Below are 24,316 nucleotides of genomic sequence, written 5' to 3' on the forward strand. Positions count from 1 at the left end.
CATGAATGCATCTTTGCATGATCAACGCGAAAGCATGGAGTTTGATATTGTCATTGTGGGGGCGGGACCAGCAGGACTTTCCGCCGCAATTCGTTTAAAACAAATTAACCCTGAACTTTCTGTAATGATCGTTGAAAAAGGGACAGAAGTTGGGGCCCATATTCTCTCTGGTGCAGTCATTGATCCCATTGGTATCGATACACTCTTACCAGAATGGAGAAAGGAAGAGGATCACCCTTTCAAAACACCTGTAACCCATGATCAATTTTTTTTGCTAAAGCCAAAACATGCAACAATATTTCCCAATATTTTTCGCCCCAAAATCTTATCAAATGACGGCTGTTACGTTGTTTCTCTTGGCGATGTCTGCCGCTGGCTAAGCAAAAAAGCCGAAGCACTCGGCGTTGAAATCTATCCTGGATTTGCCATATCAGAGACTATCCAGAATGAGAAAGGTGCTATTATTGGTGTTCTTACAGGTGATGTAGGGCTTGAAAAAGATGGAACACCTGGAAAAAATTATATACCTGGTATGGCCTTATTAGCAAAATACATTCTGATTGCAGAAGGAGCAAGAGGCTCTATTGCAAAACAACTCATTCAAAAGTTTAACCTCAGCAAAAACCGTGAACCACAAAAATTTGGTCTTGGTCTCAAAGAGCTTTGGGAAATTGACCCCAAAAAACATAAGCCTGGTTTAGTACAACATTTTTCTGGCTGGCCTTTAGACAACTCTACCGGCGGTGGAGGATTTCTTTATCATCAAGAAAATAATCTCATTTCTGTTGGTTTTGTTGTACACCTAGATTATAAAAACCCTTATCTCTCCCCCTTTGAAGAATTTCAACGTTTTAAAACACATCCCAAACTCTATGAAATCTTTAAAGGCGCAAAACGTCTCTCCTATGGCGCGCGCGTCATCAGCGAAGGAGGATGGCAATCTGTACCAAAACTCACTTTTCCCGGTGGAGCACTCATTGGTTGTTCTGCTGGCTTTGTCAATGTTCCACGAATTAAGGGATCACACAATGCCATTTTATCTGGCATATTAGCTGCAGATAAAATTGCAACAGCTCTTTCTCAAGGACGAACCCACGATGAAGTTAAAGAAATCGAAGAAAGTTGGCGAAAAGGCCCCATTGGAAAAGATCTTTATAAAGCACGCAATGTTAAACCTCTCTGGGCAAAATACGGCACAAAATACGGAATAAAACTTGCTGGTTTTGATATGTGGTGGCAACAGTTGTTTGGATTTTCTTTATTTAGAACCCTTTCCCATGGAAAAGCAGACTATGCCTGCCTTGAACCAGCAGAAAAATTTCAACCTATTATTTATCCAAAACCGGATGGTATCGTCACCTTTGATCGTCTTTCCAGTATTGCACTATCTCATACGCACCATGAAGAAAATCAACCTTGTCATTTAAAAATAGCTTCACAAGAAACGCAAAAAGACTCTGAATATGCAATCTATGCAGGACCTTCTACACGCTATTGCCCTGCTGCTGTCTACGAGTGGCTAGACCATGATAACCAAAAAACTTATGTAATCAATGCCTCAAACTGCATACATTGCAAAACATGCGACATTAAAGACCCTAACCAAAATATTACCTGGACATGTCCACAAGGCAATGAAGGCCCTATTTATCCCAATATGTAATCTCCAATATATAATCATTGTCCATCTTCTAATCTGCTAACGCATAGCAAGATCGTCAATGAAAAAAATTGCTTTTAGAACACAATCCCATCCTATCATCTAAACTAAGCATTCTTTCATCACATGAAATTTCTCATTGCACCATTGCAACACAAAATTTACCACTCCCGCATGCACTTTACACATTTAAAAAATCTCGAATATCCTCTCATAATATAAAAGACTATGATCTACCAAAGATCTGAAAAGAAAATATCTGAACTATCATAACTTTTGAGAGAAAAATCGCCAAGATCTATCAGACTGAGAATGCAAAGAAAAAAATTTGTTACTCTATATGAATATAAACTGGCTTTTTCTTCTTAAAAGCCAAAAATTTCTATCAGTTTAGCTCTGTCAACAATTCAGATTCTCTTAATAGATTTCACGTAGAAGCGACAAATATAGCTAAAAGATAAGTTTTACCCTGAAAATTCACACACAACTTGAAAAATACCATTTTAAATAGTGTTATGGCACAAAAGGATAAATGAACATATCCCCATATTAGTCTTATACAAATAAGAAGACTGCTTTGATTAAAAGCAAAAAAAGCTTTATTCAATATTTCTCACTTGTACTTGAATCATTCATTTTTTGCAAAGTTGCCTCAAGAGCTGTTATTAAAGCGCGTCTTCCCCCTTGCTGAGAAAAACAGTTTGATAAAAATTCATTTGTTCCCCCCTTCGTTGAAAACTCTTTCTCAAGCAAAGAAAAATCAAGCGATTGGGAGCAATCACCCACTACCATATTACGCATTTCGTCGGTAAGATTCCCAAACATCTTAGCAAGAAAATTCGCTGCTTGCTGTTTATTTAATCCTTGTGTTACAAACCACTGATGTGCCGTTTCTATAAAATTAAAATAAACCCCCATAAGTGAACCAGCCGTCATAAAAAGATTAAACTGCTCTTCAGCATCCAATACCCATGTCCCACCTAACGCATCAAAGAAAGAACGTAAAAAAGGATGATCTGGATAAATGGGCGTTAAATGTTTACATTCTGCAACAAAAGGAAGCGGAACAGCACGATGCACCTTATGATGAATCCATTCTTCAATTTCTGCTGCCTTTGCCATGGCAAGCACAGAAATAACAAGCTGTTCTGAACGAAAACGAAGAGAACGCAAGACACCTTCTGCAATTTGATTAGGCAAACAAAGAAAAACACAATCACTGCTATCTAACAATGCTTGGTTATTGTCAGCAATCACAACCTTGTCATAACGGCTTGCAAGTTGCGCAGCTATTTGTGCATTGCGTGGTGAAACGATAATGGAAGGAACGTCAAAAGCGCTTCTTATTAAGCCTTCCACCATAGAAGCACTGATTTTCCCTGTTCCTAAAAAGCCAATTTTCATTTTTATTCCTTATCTCTCATCTTTTTTAAAGTAACGCTCAAGCTCCACCAACGCTTTACCATTTTAACGCATATAAAGACTAATTGAGGAAGCAACACACAACATGGCCAGAATAATCAGCCCCAAATAAATTTTAGGCTTATCAAAGAGCACCGCAAAAGCAGAAAACCAACCAACAATAGCGGCAGCTAACGCAAATAAAAAACCAGGTTTATTCATAAGTACAATATGCATGGCCATGAGACCACCGATAATGAGTGCTCCAAAAACAATCAATAAACCAGTTGCAAATTTTTCGTAATCATCCATATTCTGCTCCTCATTAGACTTAAGCTGCTGTATAGTTTTCTAACCCATATGCTTGTAAAAACGAAATGCTTTCTATCAATCATAGTTAAAATGATACAGTCCTCTTATTGATCAGAGGTAAAAAATGCAGGAACATGATGCGGAAAACGCCATGGTAAAATTGCAATAAAATCAAAGCGTACAGATAAAAGAGTGTGATCTTTTTGTCGTGCCAACCAAATATCAGCCGCTGCTTCAATACGTCTCTCATTCACCCGAGAAACAGCAGACATTGCTTCAGCCAATGTTGAACGTGCTTTAACCTCAACAATTAAAACAAGATTTCCACGTCGTGCAATGATATCAATTTCACCACACTTTGTTTTAAAGCGAACCTCTAAAATGTGAAACCCTTTGAAACGTAACCACCAAGCCGCCCATTTTTCTGCACGAATACCTCTATAAAAAGACTTTTGTCTGTGTTTTTTTTGTCGTGTCTTAGGCATTACTTTATGTATCTTTTAGAAAAATTAATCGTTGAAAAAGCGCCTGCTTTTTTAACCCAGTTTTTTTTGCAACCAGAGCAGCAGCCTTAGCGGTAGAATGCGTCTGTGCAAATTCTAATAATATTTTATCAACCTCCTGATCACTCATGACATTCAAAGCAGAACGCTCTTCACCAACAAGTATAACAATTTCTCCACGAATACGTGTTTGCTTTTTGTATTTTTCGAATAAATCCCCTAAATGAGAAACATCCACCGTTTCAAATTTTTTTGTTAATTCACGGCAAATTGCCGCAGATCGCTCAGCAGAAAAAAGAGAAACCATATCTTGTAAAGTTTCCACAAGACGATGTGGTGATTCATAAAAAATTAAAGTCGCAGGGATAGCCTTTAATTGTTCCAATCTCTTTTGGCGCTGGGATTTGCGTGCACTCAAAAAACCTGCAAAGAAAAAACTATCCGTGGGCAATCCTGTCGTTACAAGAGCCGCAAGAAGAGCTGATGCACCAGGAAGAGGAATAATTTTATGCCCCGCTTCACGTGCCTGTTCTACCAATCGAAATCCAGGATCAGAAATAAGTGGTGTCCCTGCATCTGATACAAGTGCTACAGTTTTTTTTTCTGCCAAAGCTTCTAATAATCTTGGCCCTGCTCTTTGAGCATTATATTCATGATAAAGAAGAGGTTTTTTCTCAATACCATAGCGTTCCAACAAAATACGCGTTACCCGCGTATCCTCACATGCTAAAATATCCACTCCTGCAAGCACTTGCAAAGCACGCAGCGTGATATCAGCAAGATTTCCGATAGGCGTTGCTACTAAATAAAGCGCTGGTTCTATAACAGGTGCACAATAAGCATGAGCCCCTATAAAATATGCTTTCTCCTGCATACACTTCTTTCTTTATCCAAGATATTTTCTCTACAAGATTAAGCCATATTTCTCATTATTATTAGCAAAATTCTTCTTGCCACTCGATTTTTTCTCAAAAACAGACCTTGCTTAAATCATAGATTTAACCACAATAAGATCACTTATCTCCAAACAATCAACATATTGTCAAGCATTATAAGTTGTTTTATCTCCTTATCACTTTCCATAAAAAAATTTCACGTAGAGAATGTTGCCTCAATAATTTTTCATAAAGCTTTTCTTTTCTAAGACCCAAGACAATTATTTTATTTATCCTTACATTTTGTGCTCATATGTCTTTAAAAAACCATTAAAAAATTTATAAGCTGCACCTTTCAGAACAGTATTATCTACTGTTGAAAACACTTTAGTTCAAGTAAATATAAGTTTCCTTTAACAATATCAGCAGCAATTTACATGATGACCGAAGCCAACAGGATTAAAGATTAAAGGCTTCGCTTTACCTTCTTCATTATCTGTTTTACAATGATATAATTAACGTTGAACAATATTTCTTTGTGCTTGCATGCATCTTTTAAAAATCACTTTCATTGTGCCAATAACAAACGAATAATCTCAATCTCTCCCCTTGGGCTCTCCCCTTGGGAGCAAATAGCTCTGATTATTTTATATCTAAAATATTGTACGACAATCTTTATAAGATCCAAATTTACAAGAATGCATTTTTTATTTTATCAACAATTGCACAATACAGCTTAGCGTTTTCCCCATCAGATTGAGACACAAAGAGAGGGATTCCCTCATCTGAAGAAGAGCGTACAGCAGCATCGAGCGGTATTTCTGCCAAAAAAGGAACACCGCGCCTTTTTGCTTCTGCACGAGCACCACCATAGCCGAAAATATCATAGCGTTTCCCCGTATCAGGAGCAATAAAATAGCTCATATTTTCAATAAGCCCTAAAATAGGAACATGAACTTTCATAAACATTTCAATTGCTTTACGTGCATCCACCAACGCAAGGTCCTGAGGAGTAGAAACGATCAGTGCTCCCGTCAGCTGCACTTGTTGCGCAAGTGTTAATTGCGCATCCCCTGTACCTGGGGGCATATCAACCACCAAAACATCGAGAGGTCCCCATAAAACCTCTCTGAGCAATTGTGTCACAGCGGCCATGACCATAGGACCACGCCATACCACTGGTTTTTCTTCCTCAACCAAAAAACCCATTGACATCAATTTAAGACCAAATTTTTCCAAAGGTTGAAGTTTTTTTTCACCAATCAACTGTGGTTTTTGATTAACAAGCCCTGTCAAACGCGGCAAAGATGGACCATAAATATCTGCATCCATCACCCCTGTTTTAAAACCTGCAGCTTGTAAAGCTAAAGCGATATTCATAGCCATTGTGGATTTACCAACACCGCCTTTTCCAGAAGCAACCGCAATGACATGCCGCACCCCTTCTATGGGCATTTTCACAGGCAATTGATTTACTTTGCGTTTTGGTGCAACATCAGAGACATCTCTACGCATCTGAGAAGATAGCTTCCACTTTTTTTCTGCTGTAAGTGTAACAACAGCAGATTCAACCCCATCTATCGCACACACCACTTCTTCAGCAGCACGACGCAAAGATTCCCATTCTTGTACACGCCCATCAGGAACTGTAATGGAAAAAAAAACTTTTCCGTGTGCAATCAATATTTCTGAAAGAAGCCCCAGCGATACAATATCCTTTTCAAGATCTGGTCCTTTTATTTTATGTAACGCATTAAGGATAACCTCACTTGTGACAGAATCCACGCTCTTTCCTCTCTATACAAATATTAACAAATAGAGCAGCAATAAGGACGAAAAACACCCCAACTTAACGACCTGAAGTCGCCCACTAATGATAAATCAATATATCTTATATTATATATTTAAAAAAACACGAAACTCTGTCTTACAGAAAAAATTCTAACCATAAAATTTGATGCTGTATTCTATAAAATAGCTTTATCCTATAATCATTTTATGAATATTTTTATCAGCATCTTTAAAAATTAAAACTGAGCAATCTCTTCCTCTTTTCTAAAATAGACTTTGCCATTTTGCCGTAGTGTACTATATAATTTCCAACCATTTTTCTTTCATAGCTTGAACATTTATTTTTAAATATCAAACAGTATTACAAACAAAATAAACGTCCATCATAAAATTTTTTGTATTTTTCAAAAAAGAGAAAAAGAATCTAAGATTGACTTTTTTTATGTTTTTCCCTATGCATAAACAGTTATCTGATGGGATAAAGTTATTCATCTAGCATAAAATAGCCGGTAAAACTTAAGAAGGGCCGCACTCCGCGGTATTTAAAGAAAATGAAACGTACTTACCAACCCTCTAAACTTGTCCGTAAACGCCGCCATGGCTTTCGTGCGCGCATGGCAACAGCAAGTGGCCGCAAAGTTATTGCTGCAAGACGTGCGCGTGGACGTAAGCGGTTATCTGCTTAACCATTTAAAATTTCAAAACAATTATGTACTTTAGACCATTTCTTTTTTGTTTGTGAAATTTTTATTGTGAACTTTCGTGCCTGCTTTTGCAGACATTGAGTAAAATTGCGAAACGCTCTTTATGAAGAAAAAACATCCCTGCCGCATTCGCAAGAGAGCAGATTTTTTGGCTGTACGTACAGGAGAAAAACGACGTGGTCCCTTATTTTTACTTGAAGTTAAACCTCGTGAACAACCAGCAGAAATGAAATCCCCTCTTGTTGCACGTGTTGGCTTTACTGTTACACGTAAAAACGGAAATGCAGTTAAACGTAATCGTATAAAAAGGCGTCTACGTGAGGCAGTGAGGGTCGGTCTAACAAATGATATGGAAGCAGGAACAGATTATGTCATTGTAGCACATCCTGATGCGCTTCATGCGCCTTTTACATCTTTGATCAGTGAATTAAGTCGGCGAATAAAACCAAAAGTAAAACACGCACGACAGCAACAGGATAATTAAGAATGGAATATAACCGTAATTTCTTTATCGCCATTGCATTATCTTTTTGTGTATTAATGGCATGGCATTTCTTTTACGTTGCACCTAAACAGGCAGAGTTACAGCAAAAACAAGCAATCGCGCAGCAATTTTCAAAACAACAGTCTGCTTCTTCTGCGCCTATAACGCATTTTTCTGATGATACATCAACCCTCGATTCAGACACTATGATTGATCATCCAATGACTCCTGAAATCCGCAAGGCGCAATTAGAAAAAACAAACCGCATTGTAATCAAAACTAACGAACTTGAAGGTTCTATTAATCTTGTTGGGGCCCAATTTGATGATCTTCTACTCAAAAAATATCGTCTAACAGTAGATAAAGAGTCACCAGAAATCGCTTTGCTCAATCCTAAAGGGTTCACAACGACTTATCTTGCTGAATTTGGTTTTACCAGCACATCCTTATCAAAGAAAGCATTACCGCAATCTGATACACAATGGCAGATAGAAGGAAATAACAAAATCCTCACCCCTTCAACACCTGTTACTTTAATTTATAATAATGGGCAAGGACAAATTTTCCGTCGCACCCTTTCGATTGATGATCACTACATGTTCACGATTCAAGATTCGATCAGCAATGAGAGTGATAAAGCAATCCATCTCTCCCCTTATGCGCGCGTTGCACGTGCTGCTCCCCCCGAACATACCAATGCAACCTATTTGCTTCATGAAGGTATGATAGGAATTGCAGGAGATTCACTCAAAACTGAAAAATATAAAGCCTTAGCTGAACTCGACCCTAATCCCAATACTGGGCAAAAAAGTATGACTTTCTCTAAAGTGACAGGTGGGTGGATCGGTATTACTGATAAATATTGGGCTGTGGCAATTATTCCTCCACAAGATAAAGAATATACAAGCCGCTTTATTTATTTTGATCGTCTAAAGACGCATTATCAATCAGACTTATTGGGCGCGCTTTTAACGATTGCGCCCCATGAAACAAAAACTGTTACAAATCATCTTTTTGCTGGTGCAAAACAGGTTGAAATTATTAATCATTATCAAAATGCTCTGCAAATTAAAAAATTTGCTCTTTTAATTGATTGGGGTTGGTTTGATTTTATTACCAAACCAATGTTTTCTCTCATTGATTTACTTTATAAACAAACAGGTAATTTTGGTATAGCCATTCTTCTTGTCACAGTTCTCTTGAAAACGCTTCTCTTTCCGTTGGCAAATAAATCTTATAAGTCTATGGCACGCATGAAGCTTTTACAGCCGCTGTTGCTGGAAATAAAAGAAAAATATGCAGATGACAAAGACAAACAACAACAAGCACTCATAGAGTTGTATAAGACTGAAAAGATTAATCCTCTTGCGGGATGTTGGCCCATGCTAGTTCAATTTCCTATCTTCTTTGCGCTTTATAAAGTTCTTTATATCACCATCGAAATGCGACATGCACCTTTCTTTGGCTGGATTCAGGATTTAGCAGCACCTGATCCAACTTCTCTCTTCAATCTATTTGGTCTTTTACCTTACACTGTTCCAGCCTTTCTTATGCTTGGAGCATGGCCTTTAATTATGGGAATAACAATGTTTTTACAAATGCGTATGAACCCAGCCCCCCAAGACCAAACACAAGCCATGATTTTCACGTGGATGCCCGTCATCTTTACCTTTATGTTAGCTTCCTTCCCTGTTGGTCTTGTCATTTATTGGGCATGGAATAATATATTATCAATAGTTCAGCAGGCTATTATAATGAAACGTCAAGGAGCCAAAATCGAGCTTTTCGATAATCTTAAAGCCATGTGGAAAAAAGCACCAAAACATGTGGAACAGACCACCAAAGTGGAAAAGGTGAGCAAAAAAGAAGTACATGAATGACACAAAGTTCTTCCCTTTCTGGAATTTTTTCTCGCAATTGGATTTTTATTCGTGGTGTTCCCTCAATAGGTTTTCTTCCCTGTGAAGGACCACCAGAAATTGCATTTGCAGGACGTTCCAATGTTGGTAAATCATCCTTGATTAATGCGCTCGTACAACAAAAAAATTTGGCGCGTACCTCAAATACCCCAGGAAGAACCCAAGAACTTAATTACTTTGTACCTGATGGTTTCAGTGGACAACCAGAAGACCTTCCCCCTATAGCGCTCGTAGATATGCCAGGTTATGGTTTTGCTGAAGCTCCTAAGAATTTGGTTGATGCTTGGACACATCTCATTTTTAGCTATTTACGGGGGCGTACAACACTCAAACGTGTTTATGTTTTGATTGATTCACGTCATGGAATAAAAAAAAATGATGTTGAGATTTTTGCTCTCCTTGATAAAGCAGCTGTCTCTTATCAGATTGTTTTCACGAAAAGTGATAAAGTTAAATTCAATGCACTTGAAAAATTAATAATAACCACAAAAACGAAACTTCTTAAACATCCTGCCGCTTATCCTGAACTTCTAGTAACCTCTTCAGAAAAAAACTTTGGTTTAGAAGAATTACGTTCCGCTATTTTACAAGCAATCATATAATCAGGCATCTTCTTGTTCTTAAAAGTTTGTTAAATATAATCGCTAACAGCTACTAATAATCTTGTACTTCCCATAAAGCATCTTTATAAAAATTTCTATTGTTCAAAAGAATTCTCATCAAACTCTATTTGATAGCTTAGGTTATGTTAACACTGTTTCATTCTCCCCTTTCTTCTACCTCTCGCTTTATTCGCCTTATTCTTGGAGAATATAACGTAAGCATTCAACTCATTGAAGAACATGAATGGGCAAGAAGACACGAGTTTCTTGCCCTCAATCCGGCCGGGCTTGTCCCTGTTCTTCTTGCAGAACATGAAGTTCCATTATCAGGAGCCCTTGTTATCTGTGAATATTTAGATGAAACACACGGAAGTTTGCGACAAGACAATAAACTTTTTCCAGAAAACCCTTTAGATCGTGCTGAAGTACGCCGTCTCAATGATTGGTTTTTAAATAAATTTGAAAATGAAGCTACGCGCCATATTGTACGAGAACGCGTCTATAAACGTGAAATGCCACTCTCCCTTGGCGGGGGCGCCCCCAATTCACAAATTTTACGCAATGCGCGCTCTAATATTTCACCACATATGAACTATCTCAATTGGTTATGTGCCTCTCGCGACTGGTTAGTAGGTCCTGCCTTATCTTATGCAGATTTAGCAGCCGCATCTACTATTTCTGTTCTTGATTTTCTTGGAGAAATTGATTGGGAGCAATCTCCTGCAGCCAAAGATTGGTATATGAGAATTAAATCGCGCCCTTCTTTTCGTTCTCTTTTAACAGATCGTATCCGAGGAATTGTTGCAAGCGCGCATTACACAGATCTTGACTTTTAATGCTTTCTCTTTAACAAGAGTAAAGATAATATTTCATATTTTGATCCTATATGAGCCTCCATGAAATTTTATATATTTGTATAGCACATGCATAATACATATTTAAAACTATCGCGAGCAAACTTGACAGTATTTCCTCTATAGCAATAATGAAATTATCCCTTCTCATCCACTTATATAAAGTAGAAATTCATTCACTGAATGAAAAAAAGAGAAAGGCTTATGGAAAAAAGAACCGTTGGAAAGAAGAAAAGAATTTTCCTATAGTTAAAGTATAAAATGTTATAAGGAGATAAAAATGCGTCTTACAGTTGTTGGTGCAAATGGAAGAATGGGGCGCGAACTTATGAGAGCTATCCAGCATAGGAAAGACGTAGAGCTTTGTGCTGTTCTTGTTCGCCCAGGATCCCCCTTTATCAACCAAGATGCAAGTATATTGATTGGTTCAGATTTTCTAAACATTCGTATTGTAGATAACCCCGAAGATGCTTTTTCTAAGGCAGAAGCTATTCTAGATTTTTCACAACCACCAGCGAGCCTTCTTTATGCCGAACATGCAGCCCAAAGAAATCTTATTCATATTATTGGAACCACAGGCTTTAGCAAAGAAGAAGAAGAAAAGATTATAGACTTTGCAAAACATACAACGATTGTCAAATCTGAAAATATGAGCCTTGGCGTTAATCTTTTAGCAAGCCTTGTCAAAAAAGCAGCCAAAGCATTAGAAGCGGACGATTTTGATATTGAGATTTATGAAATGCATCATGCAAACAAAGTGGATGCACCTTCTGGAACAGCTCTTCTTCTAGGACAAGCTGCAGCCGAAGGTCGCGATGTTATGCTTAAAAATGTTCGTGTCAGTGAACGTAACGGTTATACAGGCAAACGTGCAAAAGGCACCATTGGCTTTGCTTGTTCACGCGGTGGAACAGTTGTTGGTGATCATAGTGTTATCTTTGCCGGTTCCAATGAACGCCTCATCCTTTCACACACAGCACAAGAACGCTCTCTTTTTGCTCATGGTGCCTTAAAAGCAGCTTTATGGGCAAAAGATCAAGCAAATGGTCTTTATTCAATGCTTGATGTTTTAGGACTAAACGATGAACTCTAAATAATCTATAGCTCACACAGGAACTCTATCATGGGACGTACTCTTGTATTAATCCGTCATGGACAAAGTGAATGGAATCTCAAAAACCTTTTTACGGGATGGAAAGATCCTGATTTGTCAGAAAAAGGCCGTATAGAAGCAATAACAGCAGGAAAAAATCTTAAAACATCGGGTTTAAAGTTTGACATTGTTTATACATCTGCCTTACAGCGTGCACAAAACACAGCACGACATATTTTAGAACAAATGGAACAATCAGATTTAGCTTTGATCAAAAACTCAGCTTTAAATGAGCGCAATTACGGAGATCTCTCTGGTCTGAATAAAGACGAAGTCCGTCAACAATGGGGAGAAGAACAAGTGCAAAAATGGCGCCGCTCCTATACTATTGCCCCTCCTAACGGAGAAAGTCTGCGCGATACCAGTGCACGTGTTTTACCCTACTATCTTTATCATATTCAACCGCATATTTTGCGCTCTCAAACCGTTTTAGTTGCAGCACACGGAAACTCTCTTCGTGCTCTCATTATGGCTCTTGAAGGTCTCAATAGCGAAGAAATTATCTCTCAAGAGTTAGCAACAGGCATTCCCATTATTTATACCTTTCATTCTGATTCAACAATTGCATCAAAAACAATTCTTACGCCATAAAATCCTTATTCCAGATTAAAGACCAAGTTTCTACTTCAAGAGTTTTGAACTGAAAAAGCAATTCTATAATTTTCAATTGACAGAATTGCTTCACAAGCTTAGATCAATCTGGAGCCCAGATGGCGGAATTGGTAGACGCGCAGGTTTCAGGTACCTGTGCCGCAAGGCGTGGAGGTTCGAATCCTCTTTTGGGCACCATTTGTATTTTAAATCTATAACCAATTGTTTTTAATATTATTTAAAAAATGAGAGATAGATAGATAAAAGCAAGAGAATAGAATTTTTTAACATGCCTCTCAATTATTACGAATGATAACCTCATTCCAAATTTTAGGTTATTTTAACCACTTCAAATATTCTAAATTTATATTTTCAAAGTAAAAATTCTTAAAACTTTCTTCCTACCACATTATAATCATAAAAATAGAGCACGCTACAAAGACGATAATTTTAAATAGCTAAAATAAACAACTTTTTTGAAATTACTTTTTAGGAGACTGACCATTTAATAAATGAGAGGGCAATGAAATAACTATATTTGTAAAAAGACATAAGCTTTATCTTTTATCCATGAAAGAGAACCTACATTTCTGCGAATGCACAAAAGCTTATGAGAAGCTTGAAAAAACTAGGACAATATTGTATTTCTTACCAGCAATAGAGTGAAAAAATTACAATACACTCCTATCAATCGCCTAATAAACTTCAATCATGCATCTTATTTATCCTAAACACTTTTTTATTTGGACGCAAATATTCTAGAATATCTTTAATATCTTGGATTTTAGAAGCTATCTCTATAGATCAAAGCGCATGTCACTTTTTTAACCGTTAAAGGAATGTAACCTATGTGATTGTTCTTGCTTTAATAATTTCTTAACGACTACATTTCAATTCTTCAGTTACTTTTTCTAGCTCCGCTGCTACTCTTTTATAGAGTTTAGAACGCTTAATAAAAGAATAATAAAGTGTAATAATTGCCAGGTTTAAAAAACAACCAACTATAATTATTACGATGAGAAATAACACTATAAGAATTGTCATCTTTTCTTCTCTCTCAAATCATGGGTCATAATCGCTTTATCTCGTTGCTCAATTGCTTCTTCCAATTGCTGAATCATTACTTTCAGTTTTTTAGTTAATCTTATGTGCAGCACCCAAATAACCGGAGAAGCGAGAGACACACCTATCGAAATAAACACAATCAGCATAGATACAAGGGTAATAATATCAAACTCTCTATTTGCTTCCCCTAACATCCGGATAACACCCCCTACAGCTAGATTTATAATAAATATACAGAATATGATTTTATAATCTCTCGATGAAAGCATCATATCCTCTTTAAATGATACAACTTTTAATTCTTTTTCGCGCATTGAATACGACATAGAAGAATTATCATTCTGTGTTTGAACAAAAACACGCGGACATTGTTTTTTTTCTATTGCCATGTTGGCCTCATTCAATTCTTGAATTGTTTCGTAAAGTTTCCAAGGTTCATTTTCTTCCTTATAATTTAAATTTTCTTTATATCTCCTCTCTTTCTCCGCTCTTTCACACTGCCTATTACACCAAAAGATAAGAGTTACTATGATAACTGTAATGAGTATGACAAATATAATTATAAATCCCACCGATACCTCATTCTCAAACCATGAATTAATTGCCTCACTCATTCTTTCCACGCTTCCTTAACGCCTAACTTTCTCTTTCTTATCGAGATGTTTTCTTCAAATTTTCAAGCTTATTGTTTAGAGCATCAATTTCTTGATTTAATTTTGTAATCTCTTTATTTAATGCATCAATATAGCCAGTATATTTAGTAATATTTTGTAAGTGCTGTAATGATTTAGATTTATCTTTAAGCTTATCTGCCTCACTGAGCCCTTGAAAAGCCTCAGTCCTTTTTGCAACATGCTCAAATATAGTCAGGATCTTCTGAAATCGATGAAAAATTTCTGAATTTCTCTTTAGAGTTACTTCATACATAGAGCGAAGTTTCTGATTATTTGGCACAGTTTTCACTAATGCTAAATACACGTCCTGCTGCTCAATAGCGATCCTTGTTAGATCCTCTGCCATAATACCCAATGCCTTTACTGCATCATTCCATCCCCGTTCTGCATTTGCTTTTTCAAACTCTACTAGATTTAATTTCTGAAGAGCATCATCGCGCTCTTTAACCACTTGCAAACAAAATGATTGATTATCAGCATAGCTGCATGAGAGAGACATAAAAAATGTCATCAAGAATATGATAATTGCTTCTCGAAATAGATTTTTTTTTTTAACATACTATTATTTTCCAATGTATAATATTTCACTAAACATGATAAATTCATATCAAAAGATTCGAAATGAACACTATTAAATTTATTTTTTAAAATCTACAGTAAAATGAATATGCGCTTATTGAATATTTTATAAACAGAATAAATCTATAGAGATCTGCCTATAATATAAGGTTTTCTCTTTATTTTGTTTGTGTCATAAATTGAAACATTTTGTATGAATGGCAAAATTTTATAATAAGTATATTAAATCAAAATAATAATTTTGATAAATATTAATAAAGGCTCTAATATAAGCATAATATAAAATTTATATCGTAAATATTTCCATAAATCGAATTTTTATTAAAATAAAATCAAAGAACTGTAGAAGAATTCAAGTAAAAAATAACTTGTTAAGACAAACACTTTTTCCTATAGTTACTTTTTAGAACAGTAAATTTTATAAATACATAAGGGAAATGATGGAACGGCTATATATTTCGAAAAAAGATATATCTGTTGTTATCTGTAATAAAAAATGCAGTTTTGCATGAAAAATCAAAAAATATCCGCCATAAGAGATATTCTAGAAGCTGTCTTCATTATCAAATAATTATAGCATGCATCCAGCCTCCGTTCACGATACGCTTCTGCAAAAAAGTTGTCATTTGAGAATGCGCTGGAATTGGTCATCATATATCCAAAATACTCACGCCTCCGTTGTCGGAAAACAAATTCTTATTGACCATAATGTGATCGAGATGACCAACTCTACCAGACACGTTCTTCTTACTGAAGTAAGAAGATATCAACCAATTACCTACAAAACAGATTTATGGACTATTTCTGCCGATTCAGTGAATAAGCTTGGATCATGGATAAATGAATGGCGCGTGAAAGATAAACAAACCTCTATAAATACGGACTATATCAACGATATAGCTATTTTAGGTCCTGTTTACATATTTGGGAAAATTGGTTGCTATGCACGCAACACATCTATAAGAAACCTCCCCAGAAAAAATGATCATTTAATCCACCAAACCTATACTGCTCTCAATAATAATTTCAAAGTTGCGACATTTCCTCTTGTTAATGCCCTTCCAGCTGCTATGTGTACTAATGATGCTCTTAAGTTTTTAGGTGGTTATGGCAATGTGCTTTTCACTCATCTCCGTGTGGGGATATGGAGCAGAAAACTTCTCACAAAAGAACATTCTCTAACGAAGAATCCCCACTGTACGGTCTGTGGAACACCACAATGAACAGACCGCGTACCCTTGCTCTTACCTATGGATCCTATAATGCAGTACGGATGCTTATTGGTGTTTACCATGCGATTTTTTTTAATGTCTATGGGGGTTAGTCTGGCGCAATTGGCTGTGCTTCAAGTCGCTTTTTCCCTAACCATTCTGTTTCTTGATTTTCCCTGTACTGTTCTCTCAGACAGATATCGACGTAAATATTCGGTTCTAGCAGGGGTCATTATGACCAGCATATTTTATCTTCTATGCCTGCAAGCTCCCAATATGATGATCCTTATTATTGCACAAATCCTCTATGCTACGGGAATTTGCTTCATCACAAGTGCCATTGATGGATGGATTTATCATTCACTAGGCAACAAACAAGATCGCTTTTCGCATTATGCGCATCTTTATCAGCAAGTAAATTCTTTCGGTAGCATTATCAGCGGCATCATAGGAATTGGCACCATATACTATTCTGGACAATATTTTATGGGATATATCATCTCATGCCTAATGATGAGTATCATTTTTTTGATATTTTTCCTTATTCCTGAAGAAAGACAATCAACTATTGAAAAAATCAAAACAACAACAATCCTACAAAATGCCAAAGAAACGCTGTGGATCTTTCAAAACACTGTGGGAGGAGCATAGTTTATTTTACTCATGTGCCTTTTTAATGCCGGTATTCAAATTATTTATCATTTCTGGCAACCAATAATACTCTCAACAACCAAAATCGATCACCTTAACAGTGCGCAGATGCTCACACTTATGTGCTGCCATATAGGCGCTTTTTCAGCGCAATATTTTTCAAATTTGCTGATGTCTCAACATCATGTCTTAGATAACAAATACAAGAATTTTGTAAAATATTTTTCGTTTTTTTCTGCACTCATGTGCATAGCGCTTTATTTTTTAGTTCATGGAAATCAAACCACTGTAGCAATCATCGCATTTTCATCAATTCACGGATTCATTTGCACAGTACCAATAGGAGCAAAAAGCTTGTTTTTCTTAGAACTTAACCAAAAACAAACTCTGCATATTTCTGGTGTCATTGGCGCTGTATCTTTTTGTGGAAGAATATTTTCAATTGTAGTATTAAGCATTATTTCTTTTCTGCCTGCAAAAATCTCACCATCTTATTATCTTATCTTACCAACTATTACTTTTTTCATGTGTGGTTTGATTATCATGAAATGGCCAACACTCTCTCACAGATCTTCCTAAAAAGAAAACCATAGTCATACCTAGCTCAAATAATACCTCTTAATATAGCCAACGATTCTCTAAATCATTGGCATATTAAAACACGTCTAAAAGCTTAGAAATAGAAAAAATAAGCCAAAGGAGAAAAATTCCCTCACCTTATACACCCCATAGATTTTATGATAAATGGCGGAGAGGAAGAGATTCGAACTCTCGAGAGCCTTTTGAGCCCTACTCCCTTAGCAGGGGAGCGCCTTCGACCACTCGGCCACCTCTCCAAGAGGGTGCATAAACGGTATCAAAAGAAAGTTCAAGACATTTTCGTTTTTTTTCAAAAATATCTGTGTTTTTTATATATGCCACAGAGTCAAAAAAACAGAGCAAAAATGTGTCTTTTTTACCACATTTTTCTGAATAATATATTAAAAACAGCGAAAAAAGCAATTTCCATATTTGTATATCTAAAAAAGACCAGTATAGCTAATTATAAGTATTGCGTATTTTCTCTGTCTTTCACGGGTTCAAAAACCATATGACCTAACAAAGATTAAACTACCTTTCACTGGAGATTCATTATGAATATTAAATCCCTCTTTTTAAGTTCTACAATAGCTTTTGTAGCAATTTCTGGAGCGCAAGCCGCTTCCACGGTTATTGCAGAACCAGAGCCTGTAGAATATGTTCGCGTTTGCGATGCATATGGAAAGGGATATTTCTATATCCCTGGAACAGAGACTTGCATGCGTATCTCAGGAAGCGTCCGTTCTGATCTTTTGGGCGGTGATAACATCGGTGCAACGACTGAAGCTGAATTAGAAAATAAAAGAAAAACTTATGGCGCATCATCACGATTAACCCTTGTTTTTCAAGCTGCTTCTGAAACAGAATTGGGAACACTTCGCTCTTATGCGCGAATCTACTCAAACTGGGGAAATGGTAAAGATACAGCTGGTGCCAAACTTTCAGCTGCTTATATCGAACTTGGTGGCTTTCGTGTAGGTCTTGATGATACGATTTTCAACAGTTGGACCGGTGGCTATGGAAATGTTTTAAACGATGATAGCATAGCACCTGCAGGTGTTGCACGTACCAATTTTATTTCTTATACCTTTAGTGGCGATTCTGGCTTTTCTGCTATTATCGGAGCAGAATTAGGCAATGCCTCCATTGATGATAAAGTTCGAACATACTATTCCATCAATCAAGATGATAAAGTTGCCCTTCTTCCTGACGATAGCTTGCCAAGTAAAGGTGTAAAAAATTATACACCTAGTCTGGTTTTAGGTGTAAAATTTATGCAACGATGGGGAGGCTTTTCAACCGTTGCGGCTTACGATTCTTACTATAAAAAATGGGCTGGAAAAGCGCGTGTAGATTTTAATGTTAATGATCGTTTCAACTTTTGGTTCATGGTCGGCTATAAAAATGGCACTGATTACTACACAGCAAATAGCGATGATACACTTTCACGCCAAAGTACAACAATCTATGCAAACTGGGGAGGAAAATGGGCTGCTTGGGGTGGTGCAACTTACAAGCTTACTCCAAAAGCAAATTTGAACGCTCAAGTTTCTTATAGTGCTGTAAAAACCTTTGCAACTTCTGTGAATGTTGCATATACGCTGGTGCCAGGTTTTGTCATTACACCTGAATTAACTTATGTTTCTTGGAATGATGATCGTACCTTTAAGAGCGTAGATAATGATAAAACATATCATTTTCTGCATGGGAAAAGTGCTTTACAAGGTATGATTCGTTTTCAACGTTCATTCTAATTCTATGAAATTATGCGTTTCAAAGCTGGCAGCTTATGTTGCCAGCTTTATTGTTTAAAACGATCTCTAGAATTTTTTTCTCTTATATATTTTTACAATCTATTCATGAAAATAAAGCAAACTCTGAAACAGAGAGAGATGAATAGATATAATTTCGCAAGATTTGTAAAAAACTATCCAAATACTGCAAATTTTTATTATCAGGAGACCTATGATAAAAAATGTATAAATATTCTTAGAAAAAAGAGAAGCTGAATATCTCTTCAAAGAAAGAGAATAAAGTATAAAACCACTCAAAGTAAGAACAACAGTACAGAAGAAATTATAAAATTATTGAATAATACAAATATTTTATGAATAACTTTAAAACATTAATTAAAAAAAATAACGTATATTTTTAAAGTGCTAAAGTAGTATAATTCTTCCATAAAGACCTATAGCTTCTGTCCTTATATTTATAATACTAAACTTTGTTTTTATGCGCTCCTTATCCCTATATCTTACGGAATAAGGCATCTCCATAAACAATCCTCTTTCATACAAACTCTCATTGGCAATAAGACCCTTGACAATAAAAAGCCCCCATATGAAATTATCATATGTCTTAATAAAGATACATTAATAAACTCAATAGAACATTGCTTTATAATATTGAGCAAGAAAATAATAAGATGCATAAAAACAGAACAAAAATAGTTTTTATAAACTGTTTTTATACAAAATTTGATGGAAAATACTTATCTACCAATGCATAGAGGATTGCTGCTGTTTCAACATCCAAAATTCCATCATAATTTTCTTGACGAAAATGCAACTGAAAAGCTCGGAGCAAATTTTTATATCCAACTTCACCTTCTGCAGCTGTAATATCGTATCCATAACATTTTAGTTTAGCCAAAACATCTTTTTTGGAAGGCAAGCTCTTCTTGAACTGCTCCAGATAGTAACCCTTTCGTTCTTCATCATACCAAGCCCCTATACCAGCCAAATACAGCTCTTTCCACGGAAAAGCAGCTCCTGGATCACTCTTTCTTCCAATGGCAATATCACTATGTCCAACAACATCGGTTGGCATAATATCTGGATACCTTTGTAAAATATTTAATGCAAGTTCCTTAACCGCGTCAATTTGCCTTGGATTATAAGGAGGAAACACAAAATGCTGATGATTATAGGCCTCTAAATTCTCTGCCCCAAGCTGCAAAGCGGTTTCACGTACATTACTGTTTTTACCCCATGAAACAACATCATCCTGCAATACGCATTCATCTTGATTATTCGGATTGAAACCACGCATATCCTTTAAAGCCATTTCAACATACGTTTTCTGTGAAGAAGCAGAAGGCACATTTGCTAAATTCACGATTTCAATGCCAATGGATGTATCATTGAGATTAGTGCGTCCAGCCCATGAACTCACACCCGCATGCCATGCGCGCTCGTTTTCATCAACCAGATTGAAAATACGCATATCCTTAAATCCTGCCTCAATATAGCTCTGCTCTGATGGATCAGGAACAAGATAGTGAGCACTAACAGCTTCTCCTGTAAGAGCCATAACTGCCTCTTTAAAATCAAACGAAGTATAATGCATAACAAGAAAACGAACACGACGATTAAAACTTTTGATAGAACGATAACTATGATAATCAATCTGATACACAGAAATTCTTCCTCTCTGTCTTTTTCATGAATAGCACCACAGATTGCAACAAAAATACTAAAAATCAGCGTTATAGTGACTCTTAAAAATTTTTGTAAAACATTCCACTACCCAGATTAAAATTTAGCCTCCTGGAAAGCATCAAGCCCTCGCATAATAAAAAACACGTACTTCCACATCCCCTACACACAATAAAACAAGCAACTCCCAAAACATCCACAAACCATAGAGTCAAATATCTGCTTTCTAAAACGTCTGAAAATTACCTATCAAAGAATAAATACAAGCACAGTCCAAATATTGACTAACGATTTGATTCCCTATATAAAATTACTCTTCCTCCTCTGTGTATTAAATATACACAGCCGACACTACCCACACACGTAGCAGCATGCTTAACCATGAGCTGATAAAGCAAAAGCATGAGAGAATTTCTTTTATGAAGTTTTTGTGTCAATTTATTGACATCTAAATTAATAATGCCAGTTGTTGATAAATTTTTCGCTCATATATTTTAAAACTAAATTGAAAACATTCTTCTGTATAGTGATCAATCATCAAGCTATTTTCTTTGTTATAAAAGAGTTTTTCCTATTATCTCCTCTAAAAAAAACTCTTATCTTTTAAAGAACACATTACAAGCATTTTTCCCAAACGAAATAAAACAGTCTCTAAGAATAATTATGATTTCATCCACGCCATAAAAACTTCCTCATGCTTCATCTATACATGGGATTTTACCAAAAACGACATAAAATATTTGTTGCAACATAGGAAAATAAGAAACTCTACCCTCAGAACTTTTTCGCACAAAATCTAAACATTCATATCCTAATTTTCTGTAAAAGCGTAAAATATCTCCTAAGTATTTAAGACCATCTCTCCATCATCTGATATCAAAAAAACGACTTGCCAAAATCAATGCTTATAAAACATCAGAACAATACTCTCTTAATCCATGAAATAGAAAATGCTTCAAGGAATATTTCATTATCTCTACAAGATCTCATTTGCTTTTTTTACTTTGCAAATATCTTTTAAAAACCAACCACGCCGCATATTCTTGTAAGACAACACCTAAAAGTGGTCGTGTATAGGGAAAAGTAATACGATCCTCATCATAACCTTTCATCTGTACTCTCATTGTAGCATGCCCAAGGTTTTCTTTTTGTTTTTTTAAGAGCTCCAAAGAAGGCGATAAACTGACCTCAACTTCAATTTTCGGAGTATTCTTCACACTTTGTTCTATTGGTTGAAAATATTTTAACAGCAGTGGATCATCTGCCAACCAATGCACCTGTGCATGCATTGCTAACTGTTCACGAGCAGTGGTAATTTGGGTACTGACCAAATATGGACGAAAATGATTTTCAAATTCTTCAATTAAATGCTGTTCCAAAGCTACGGATGACTGACCAATCAATTGCACAAGAACATAAGGGCTTTTCCATAAAAAGTGCCGTTCAAATGGCTCTTTTGCAAAATGAACATCAACCCAATGGGCAATTGTACTTTCATCAATGCCAATAAACGTCCACGCATATTGGGCACGTGACAGAGTAAAATGCTTTTTCTGTTCTAAATAATCTTCTAAAAGTGCAAGCGCTTGTGTAGGTGGACCAGGCAAAGCGACAAGAGAACTCTTTCCGTAAGAGAGATAAAAACCAGGTGCAGTACCAGTAGGGTTATCAAGTACTTTTGCCGTCTCAGGAAACAATGCTTGACGCGCATTACTGTTATCGGCTGTAATTCCCAACCGTTGTAATTGTCCCTTTATCGTCTGCCAGACATCTTCATGATGGACCAAAGGCCGCTGTACAGCTTGAGCAATGGCATCACGTGTTTTATCATCTGATGTAGGGCCTAATCCGCCACTGATAATGATGAGGTCTTCTTGCCCAAGACAAGCAATCAAAGTCTCACTAATTTGCTGTAATTGATCAGCGCAAACAAAATGACGTGTAACCTGAATATTCCTTTTTTCCAAACTTTGACTTAAATCTTGCAAATTCGTATTCAAATATTGTCCTGAAAGGAGTTCATCCCCAATAGTGATAACCGCCGCACGAAAAATGGAAACAGGCTTTATGAGTAAATCGCAAACAGCTTCAGATATCTGACTTGTGGAAGCCAAACCTCCTAGATCACGAGAAACAGTTTTTCCAGAACGAATAACATGATCGACACTCCCAGACAATTGTTGTGCTGCCTCTTGAAATCCTAAATGATCCAAAAGTAAAGCAGTGGTATAAAGCATAGCAGAAGGATTTGCTTTATTCTGTCCAGCAATGTGTGCTCCACTCCCGTGGGCAGGTTTAAAACAAGAAATTTGACGTCCCACCTTTACACTTGAAGCAAGCCCCTCCCCTCCCATAACACCAGAAGAAAGAGCTGCAAGAATATTTCCAAATATATTTTCCGCAACAATCACACCAAGATGCTCTGGTTTGTTTACAATCCACAAAGCAACTGTATCGATATCATAAATATCTGCTTCAATTTCCGGATAATTTTGCGCAATTTCTTCAAAAATTTTTTGTGCAAATAGACCACTTTTTTGCATTATCTGAGGCTTATCAGCAAAAGTTACCCGCTTAAAACCATGGGCACATGCATAAGAAAAGGCAGTTTCAAAAAGTCGTTCTAAACCAAAGCGCGTCTGCAAACGTACCGCCCACACCGCTTCATCAAAACCATATTTCTCTAAATTTGCATGTTTTAACCACGCCGCTGTCTCAGCAGTAATACCGTGAAAATCCAATCCTGCAGAAAGCCCTTCCGTATTTTCGCTTATAATACAAAAATGAAAAGGTTTTTGCGGACCAATGATATATCTTATAGGCCGTATATCAGCAAAGAATCCTAATTTTTCACGAAGCTTGATAATAGGAGAAACATAAGGAATTTCAGAGTCTTTGGCATGTATCTCTGTCTCTTTTAAAACAACATCTTGTCCTTTACTGTGTACAGCACCAAGCAAAAGAGCATCGCTTTCAGATATTTTTTTCCAAGTCGCTTGAGGAATAGAATCGCCACTCTGTTTCCAACATTCCCAGCCAATATCACCATAAGTGAGTTCGATTGGCAATTTAAGCTCCTCTAAAACCATGCATGCAGCATCACAAACTTCTGGTCCTATCCCATCACCAGGCAAGATAAGAATTCTCTTTTTCATAACCTATTCATCCATTTATCAATCATTGCATATATCATAACAGGATTATCATTCCACAAACGCGTCCCCATATACCAGAGGTGATCTTATATTCATGATCCATACAATGGCTATGC

At 36.5% G+C, this 24,316-nt stretch carries 19 protein-coding genes, 2 tRNA genes and 1 pseudogene; 12 read left to right on the forward strand and 10 right to left on the reverse strand.

Going from position 1 to position 24,316, the window contains the following annotated elements; translation table 11 throughout:
- Position 1 precedes the first annotated feature (1 nt).
- Positions 2–1,663, forward strand: coding sequence for an electron transfer flavoprotein-ubiquinone oxidoreductase (locus K3248_RS00685; RefSeq protein ID WP_220716458.1), 1,662 nt, complete (start codon positions 2–4; stop codon positions 1,661–1,663).
- 600 nt (positions 1,664–2,263) lie between these two features.
- Here the strand turns inward: K3248_RS00685 and K3248_RS00690 are convergent.
- The 5 genes from K3248_RS00690 to K3248_RS00710 all read right to left on the reverse strand — a co-directional run bounded on the left by K3248_RS00690 (position 2,264) and on the right by K3248_RS00710 (position 6,536).
- Positions 2,264–3,064 carry a pyrroline-5-carboxylate reductase gene (locus tag K3248_RS00690; protein ID WP_220716459.1) on the reverse strand — a complete coding sequence of 267 codons (801 nt, stop codon included), beginning with the start codon at positions 3,062–3,064 and terminating at the stop codon, positions 2,264–2,266.
- A gap of 63 nt (positions 3,065–3,127) precedes the next feature.
- Positions 3,128–3,373, reverse strand: coding sequence for a hypothetical protein (locus K3248_RS00695; protein WP_220716460.1), 246 nt, complete (start codon positions 3,371–3,373; stop codon positions 3,128–3,130).
- A gap of 104 nt (positions 3,374–3,477) precedes the next feature.
- Entirely contained in the window at positions 3,478–3,858 is a 381-nt protein-coding gene (locus tag K3248_RS00700; RefSeq protein ID WP_220716461.1) for a YraN family protein, read from the reverse strand.
- A 4-nt stretch (positions 3,859–3,862) separates the two neighbouring features.
- Positions 3,863–4,750 (reverse strand): 16S rRNA (cytidine(1402)-2'-O)-methyltransferase, encoded by an 888-nt coding sequence (gene rsmI, locus K3248_RS00705; RefSeq protein WP_220716462.1) that lies wholly within the window; start codon positions 4,748–4,750, stop codon positions 3,863–3,865.
- A 691-nt stretch (positions 4,751–5,441) separates the two neighbouring features.
- Positions 5,442–6,536: an Mrp/NBP35 family ATP-binding protein gene (locus K3248_RS00710; protein ID WP_220716463.1), complete on the reverse strand. Its 1,095-nt coding sequence runs from the start codon at positions 6,534–6,536 to the stop codon at positions 5,442–5,444.
- Between the two features lie 557 nt (positions 6,537–7,093).
- Here K3248_RS00710 and rpmH point away from each other — a divergent pair.
- The 8 genes from rpmH to K3248_RS00750 all read left to right on the forward strand — a co-directional run bounded on the left by rpmH (position 7,094) and on the right by K3248_RS00750 (position 13,047).
- On the forward strand, positions 7,094–7,228 hold the full coding sequence (gene rpmH, locus K3248_RS00715) for a 50S ribosomal protein L34 (RefSeq protein WP_011181069.1): 135 nt from the start codon (positions 7,094–7,096) through the stop codon (positions 7,226–7,228).
- Between the two features lie 121 nt (positions 7,229–7,349).
- Positions 7,350–7,730, forward strand: a complete 381-nt coding sequence (gene rnpA, locus K3248_RS00720; RefSeq protein ID WP_220716464.1) for a ribonuclease P protein component — start codon at positions 7,350–7,352, stop codon at positions 7,728–7,730.
- Between the two features lie 2 nt (positions 7,731–7,732).
- Positions 7,733–9,610, forward strand: a complete 1,878-nt coding sequence (gene yidC, locus K3248_RS00725; protein ID WP_220716465.1) for a membrane protein insertase YidC — start codon at positions 7,733–7,735, stop codon at positions 9,608–9,610.
- Positions 9,607–10,251, forward strand: coding sequence for a ribosome biogenesis GTP-binding protein YihA/YsxC (gene yihA / locus K3248_RS00730; RefSeq protein WP_220716466.1), 645 nt, complete (start codon positions 9,607–9,609; stop codon positions 10,249–10,251). Before yidC ends, yihA begins: the two co-directional genes overlap by 4 nt.
- Before the next feature lie 143 nt (positions 10,252–10,394).
- On the forward strand, positions 10,395–11,087 hold the full coding sequence (locus K3248_RS00735; protein WP_220716467.1) for a glutathione S-transferase family protein: 693 nt from the start codon (positions 10,395–10,397) through the stop codon (positions 11,085–11,087).
- 298 nt (positions 11,088–11,385) lie between these two features.
- On the forward strand, positions 11,386–12,198 hold the full coding sequence (gene dapB, locus K3248_RS00740; RefSeq protein ID WP_220716468.1) for a 4-hydroxy-tetrahydrodipicolinate reductase: 813 nt from the start codon (positions 11,386–11,388) through the stop codon (positions 12,196–12,198).
- 30 nt (positions 12,199–12,228) lie between these two features.
- The gene (locus K3248_RS00745) at positions 12,229–12,849 is read left to right on the forward strand and encodes a 2,3-bisphosphoglycerate-dependent phosphoglycerate mutase (RefSeq protein ID WP_220716469.1); all 621 of its coding nucleotides are present in this window, start codon (positions 12,229–12,231) and stop codon (positions 12,847–12,849) included.
- Positions 12,850–12,962: 113 nt separating this feature from the next.
- Positions 12,963–13,047, forward strand: a tRNA-Leu gene (locus K3248_RS00750).
- 842 nt (positions 13,048–13,889) lie between these two features.
- Here K3248_RS00750 and K3248_RS00755 read toward each other — a convergent pair.
- Together K3248_RS00755 and K3248_RS00760 are read right to left on the reverse strand one after the other, a co-directional pair.
- A complete protein-coding gene (locus K3248_RS00755; protein WP_220716470.1) occupies positions 13,890–14,528 on the reverse strand; it encodes a hypothetical protein in 639 nt (212 codons plus the stop codon).
- 37 nt (positions 14,529–14,565) lie between these two features.
- Positions 14,566–15,099, reverse strand: a complete 534-nt coding sequence (locus tag K3248_RS00760; RefSeq protein WP_220716471.1) for a hypothetical protein — start codon at positions 15,097–15,099, stop codon at positions 14,566–14,568.
- Positions 15,100–15,886: 787 nt separating this feature from the next.
- Here K3248_RS00760 and K3248_RS00765 point away from each other — a divergent pair.
- A complete protein-coding gene (locus K3248_RS00765; protein WP_220716472.1) occupies positions 15,887–16,390 on the forward strand; it encodes a hypothetical protein in 504 nt (167 codons plus the stop codon).
- Positions 16,387–17,608, forward strand: a pseudogene (locus K3248_RS00770) (MFS transporter). The gene K3248_RS00765 and the pseudogene K3248_RS00770 overlap by 4 nt, the downstream one beginning before the upstream one ends.
- Before the next feature lie 166 nt (positions 17,609–17,774).
- Here the strand turns inward: K3248_RS00770 and K3248_RS00775 are convergent.
- Positions 17,775–17,865, reverse strand: a tRNA-Ser gene (locus tag K3248_RS00775).
- Between the two features lie 297 nt (positions 17,866–18,162).
- Here K3248_RS00775 and K3248_RS00780 point away from each other — a divergent pair.
- The gene (locus K3248_RS00780) at positions 18,163–19,362 is read left to right on the forward strand and encodes a porin (RefSeq protein WP_220716473.1); all 1,200 of its coding nucleotides are present in this window, start codon (positions 18,163–18,165) and stop codon (positions 19,360–19,362) included.
- A 712-nt stretch (positions 19,363–20,074) separates the two neighbouring features.
- On the opposite strand, the gene K3248_RS00785 is transcribed toward K3248_RS00780, so the two are convergent.
- Positions 20,075–21,025, reverse strand: a complete 951-nt coding sequence (locus K3248_RS00785) for an N-acetylmuramoyl-L-alanine amidase (protein WP_220716474.1) — start codon at positions 21,023–21,025, stop codon at positions 20,075–20,077.
- A gap of 1,006 nt (positions 21,026–22,031) precedes the next feature.
- Entirely contained in the window at positions 22,032–24,200 is a 2,169-nt protein-coding gene (locus K3248_RS00790; protein ID WP_220716475.1) for an isocitrate/isopropylmalate family dehydrogenase, read from the reverse strand.
- Between the last annotated feature and the right edge of the window lie 116 nt (positions 24,201–24,316).

The organism is Bartonella raoultii (assembly GCF_019659805.1).
GTDB classification, from domain to species: Bacteria; Pseudomonadota; Alphaproteobacteria; order Rhizobiales; family Rhizobiaceae; genus Bartonella; species Bartonella raoultii.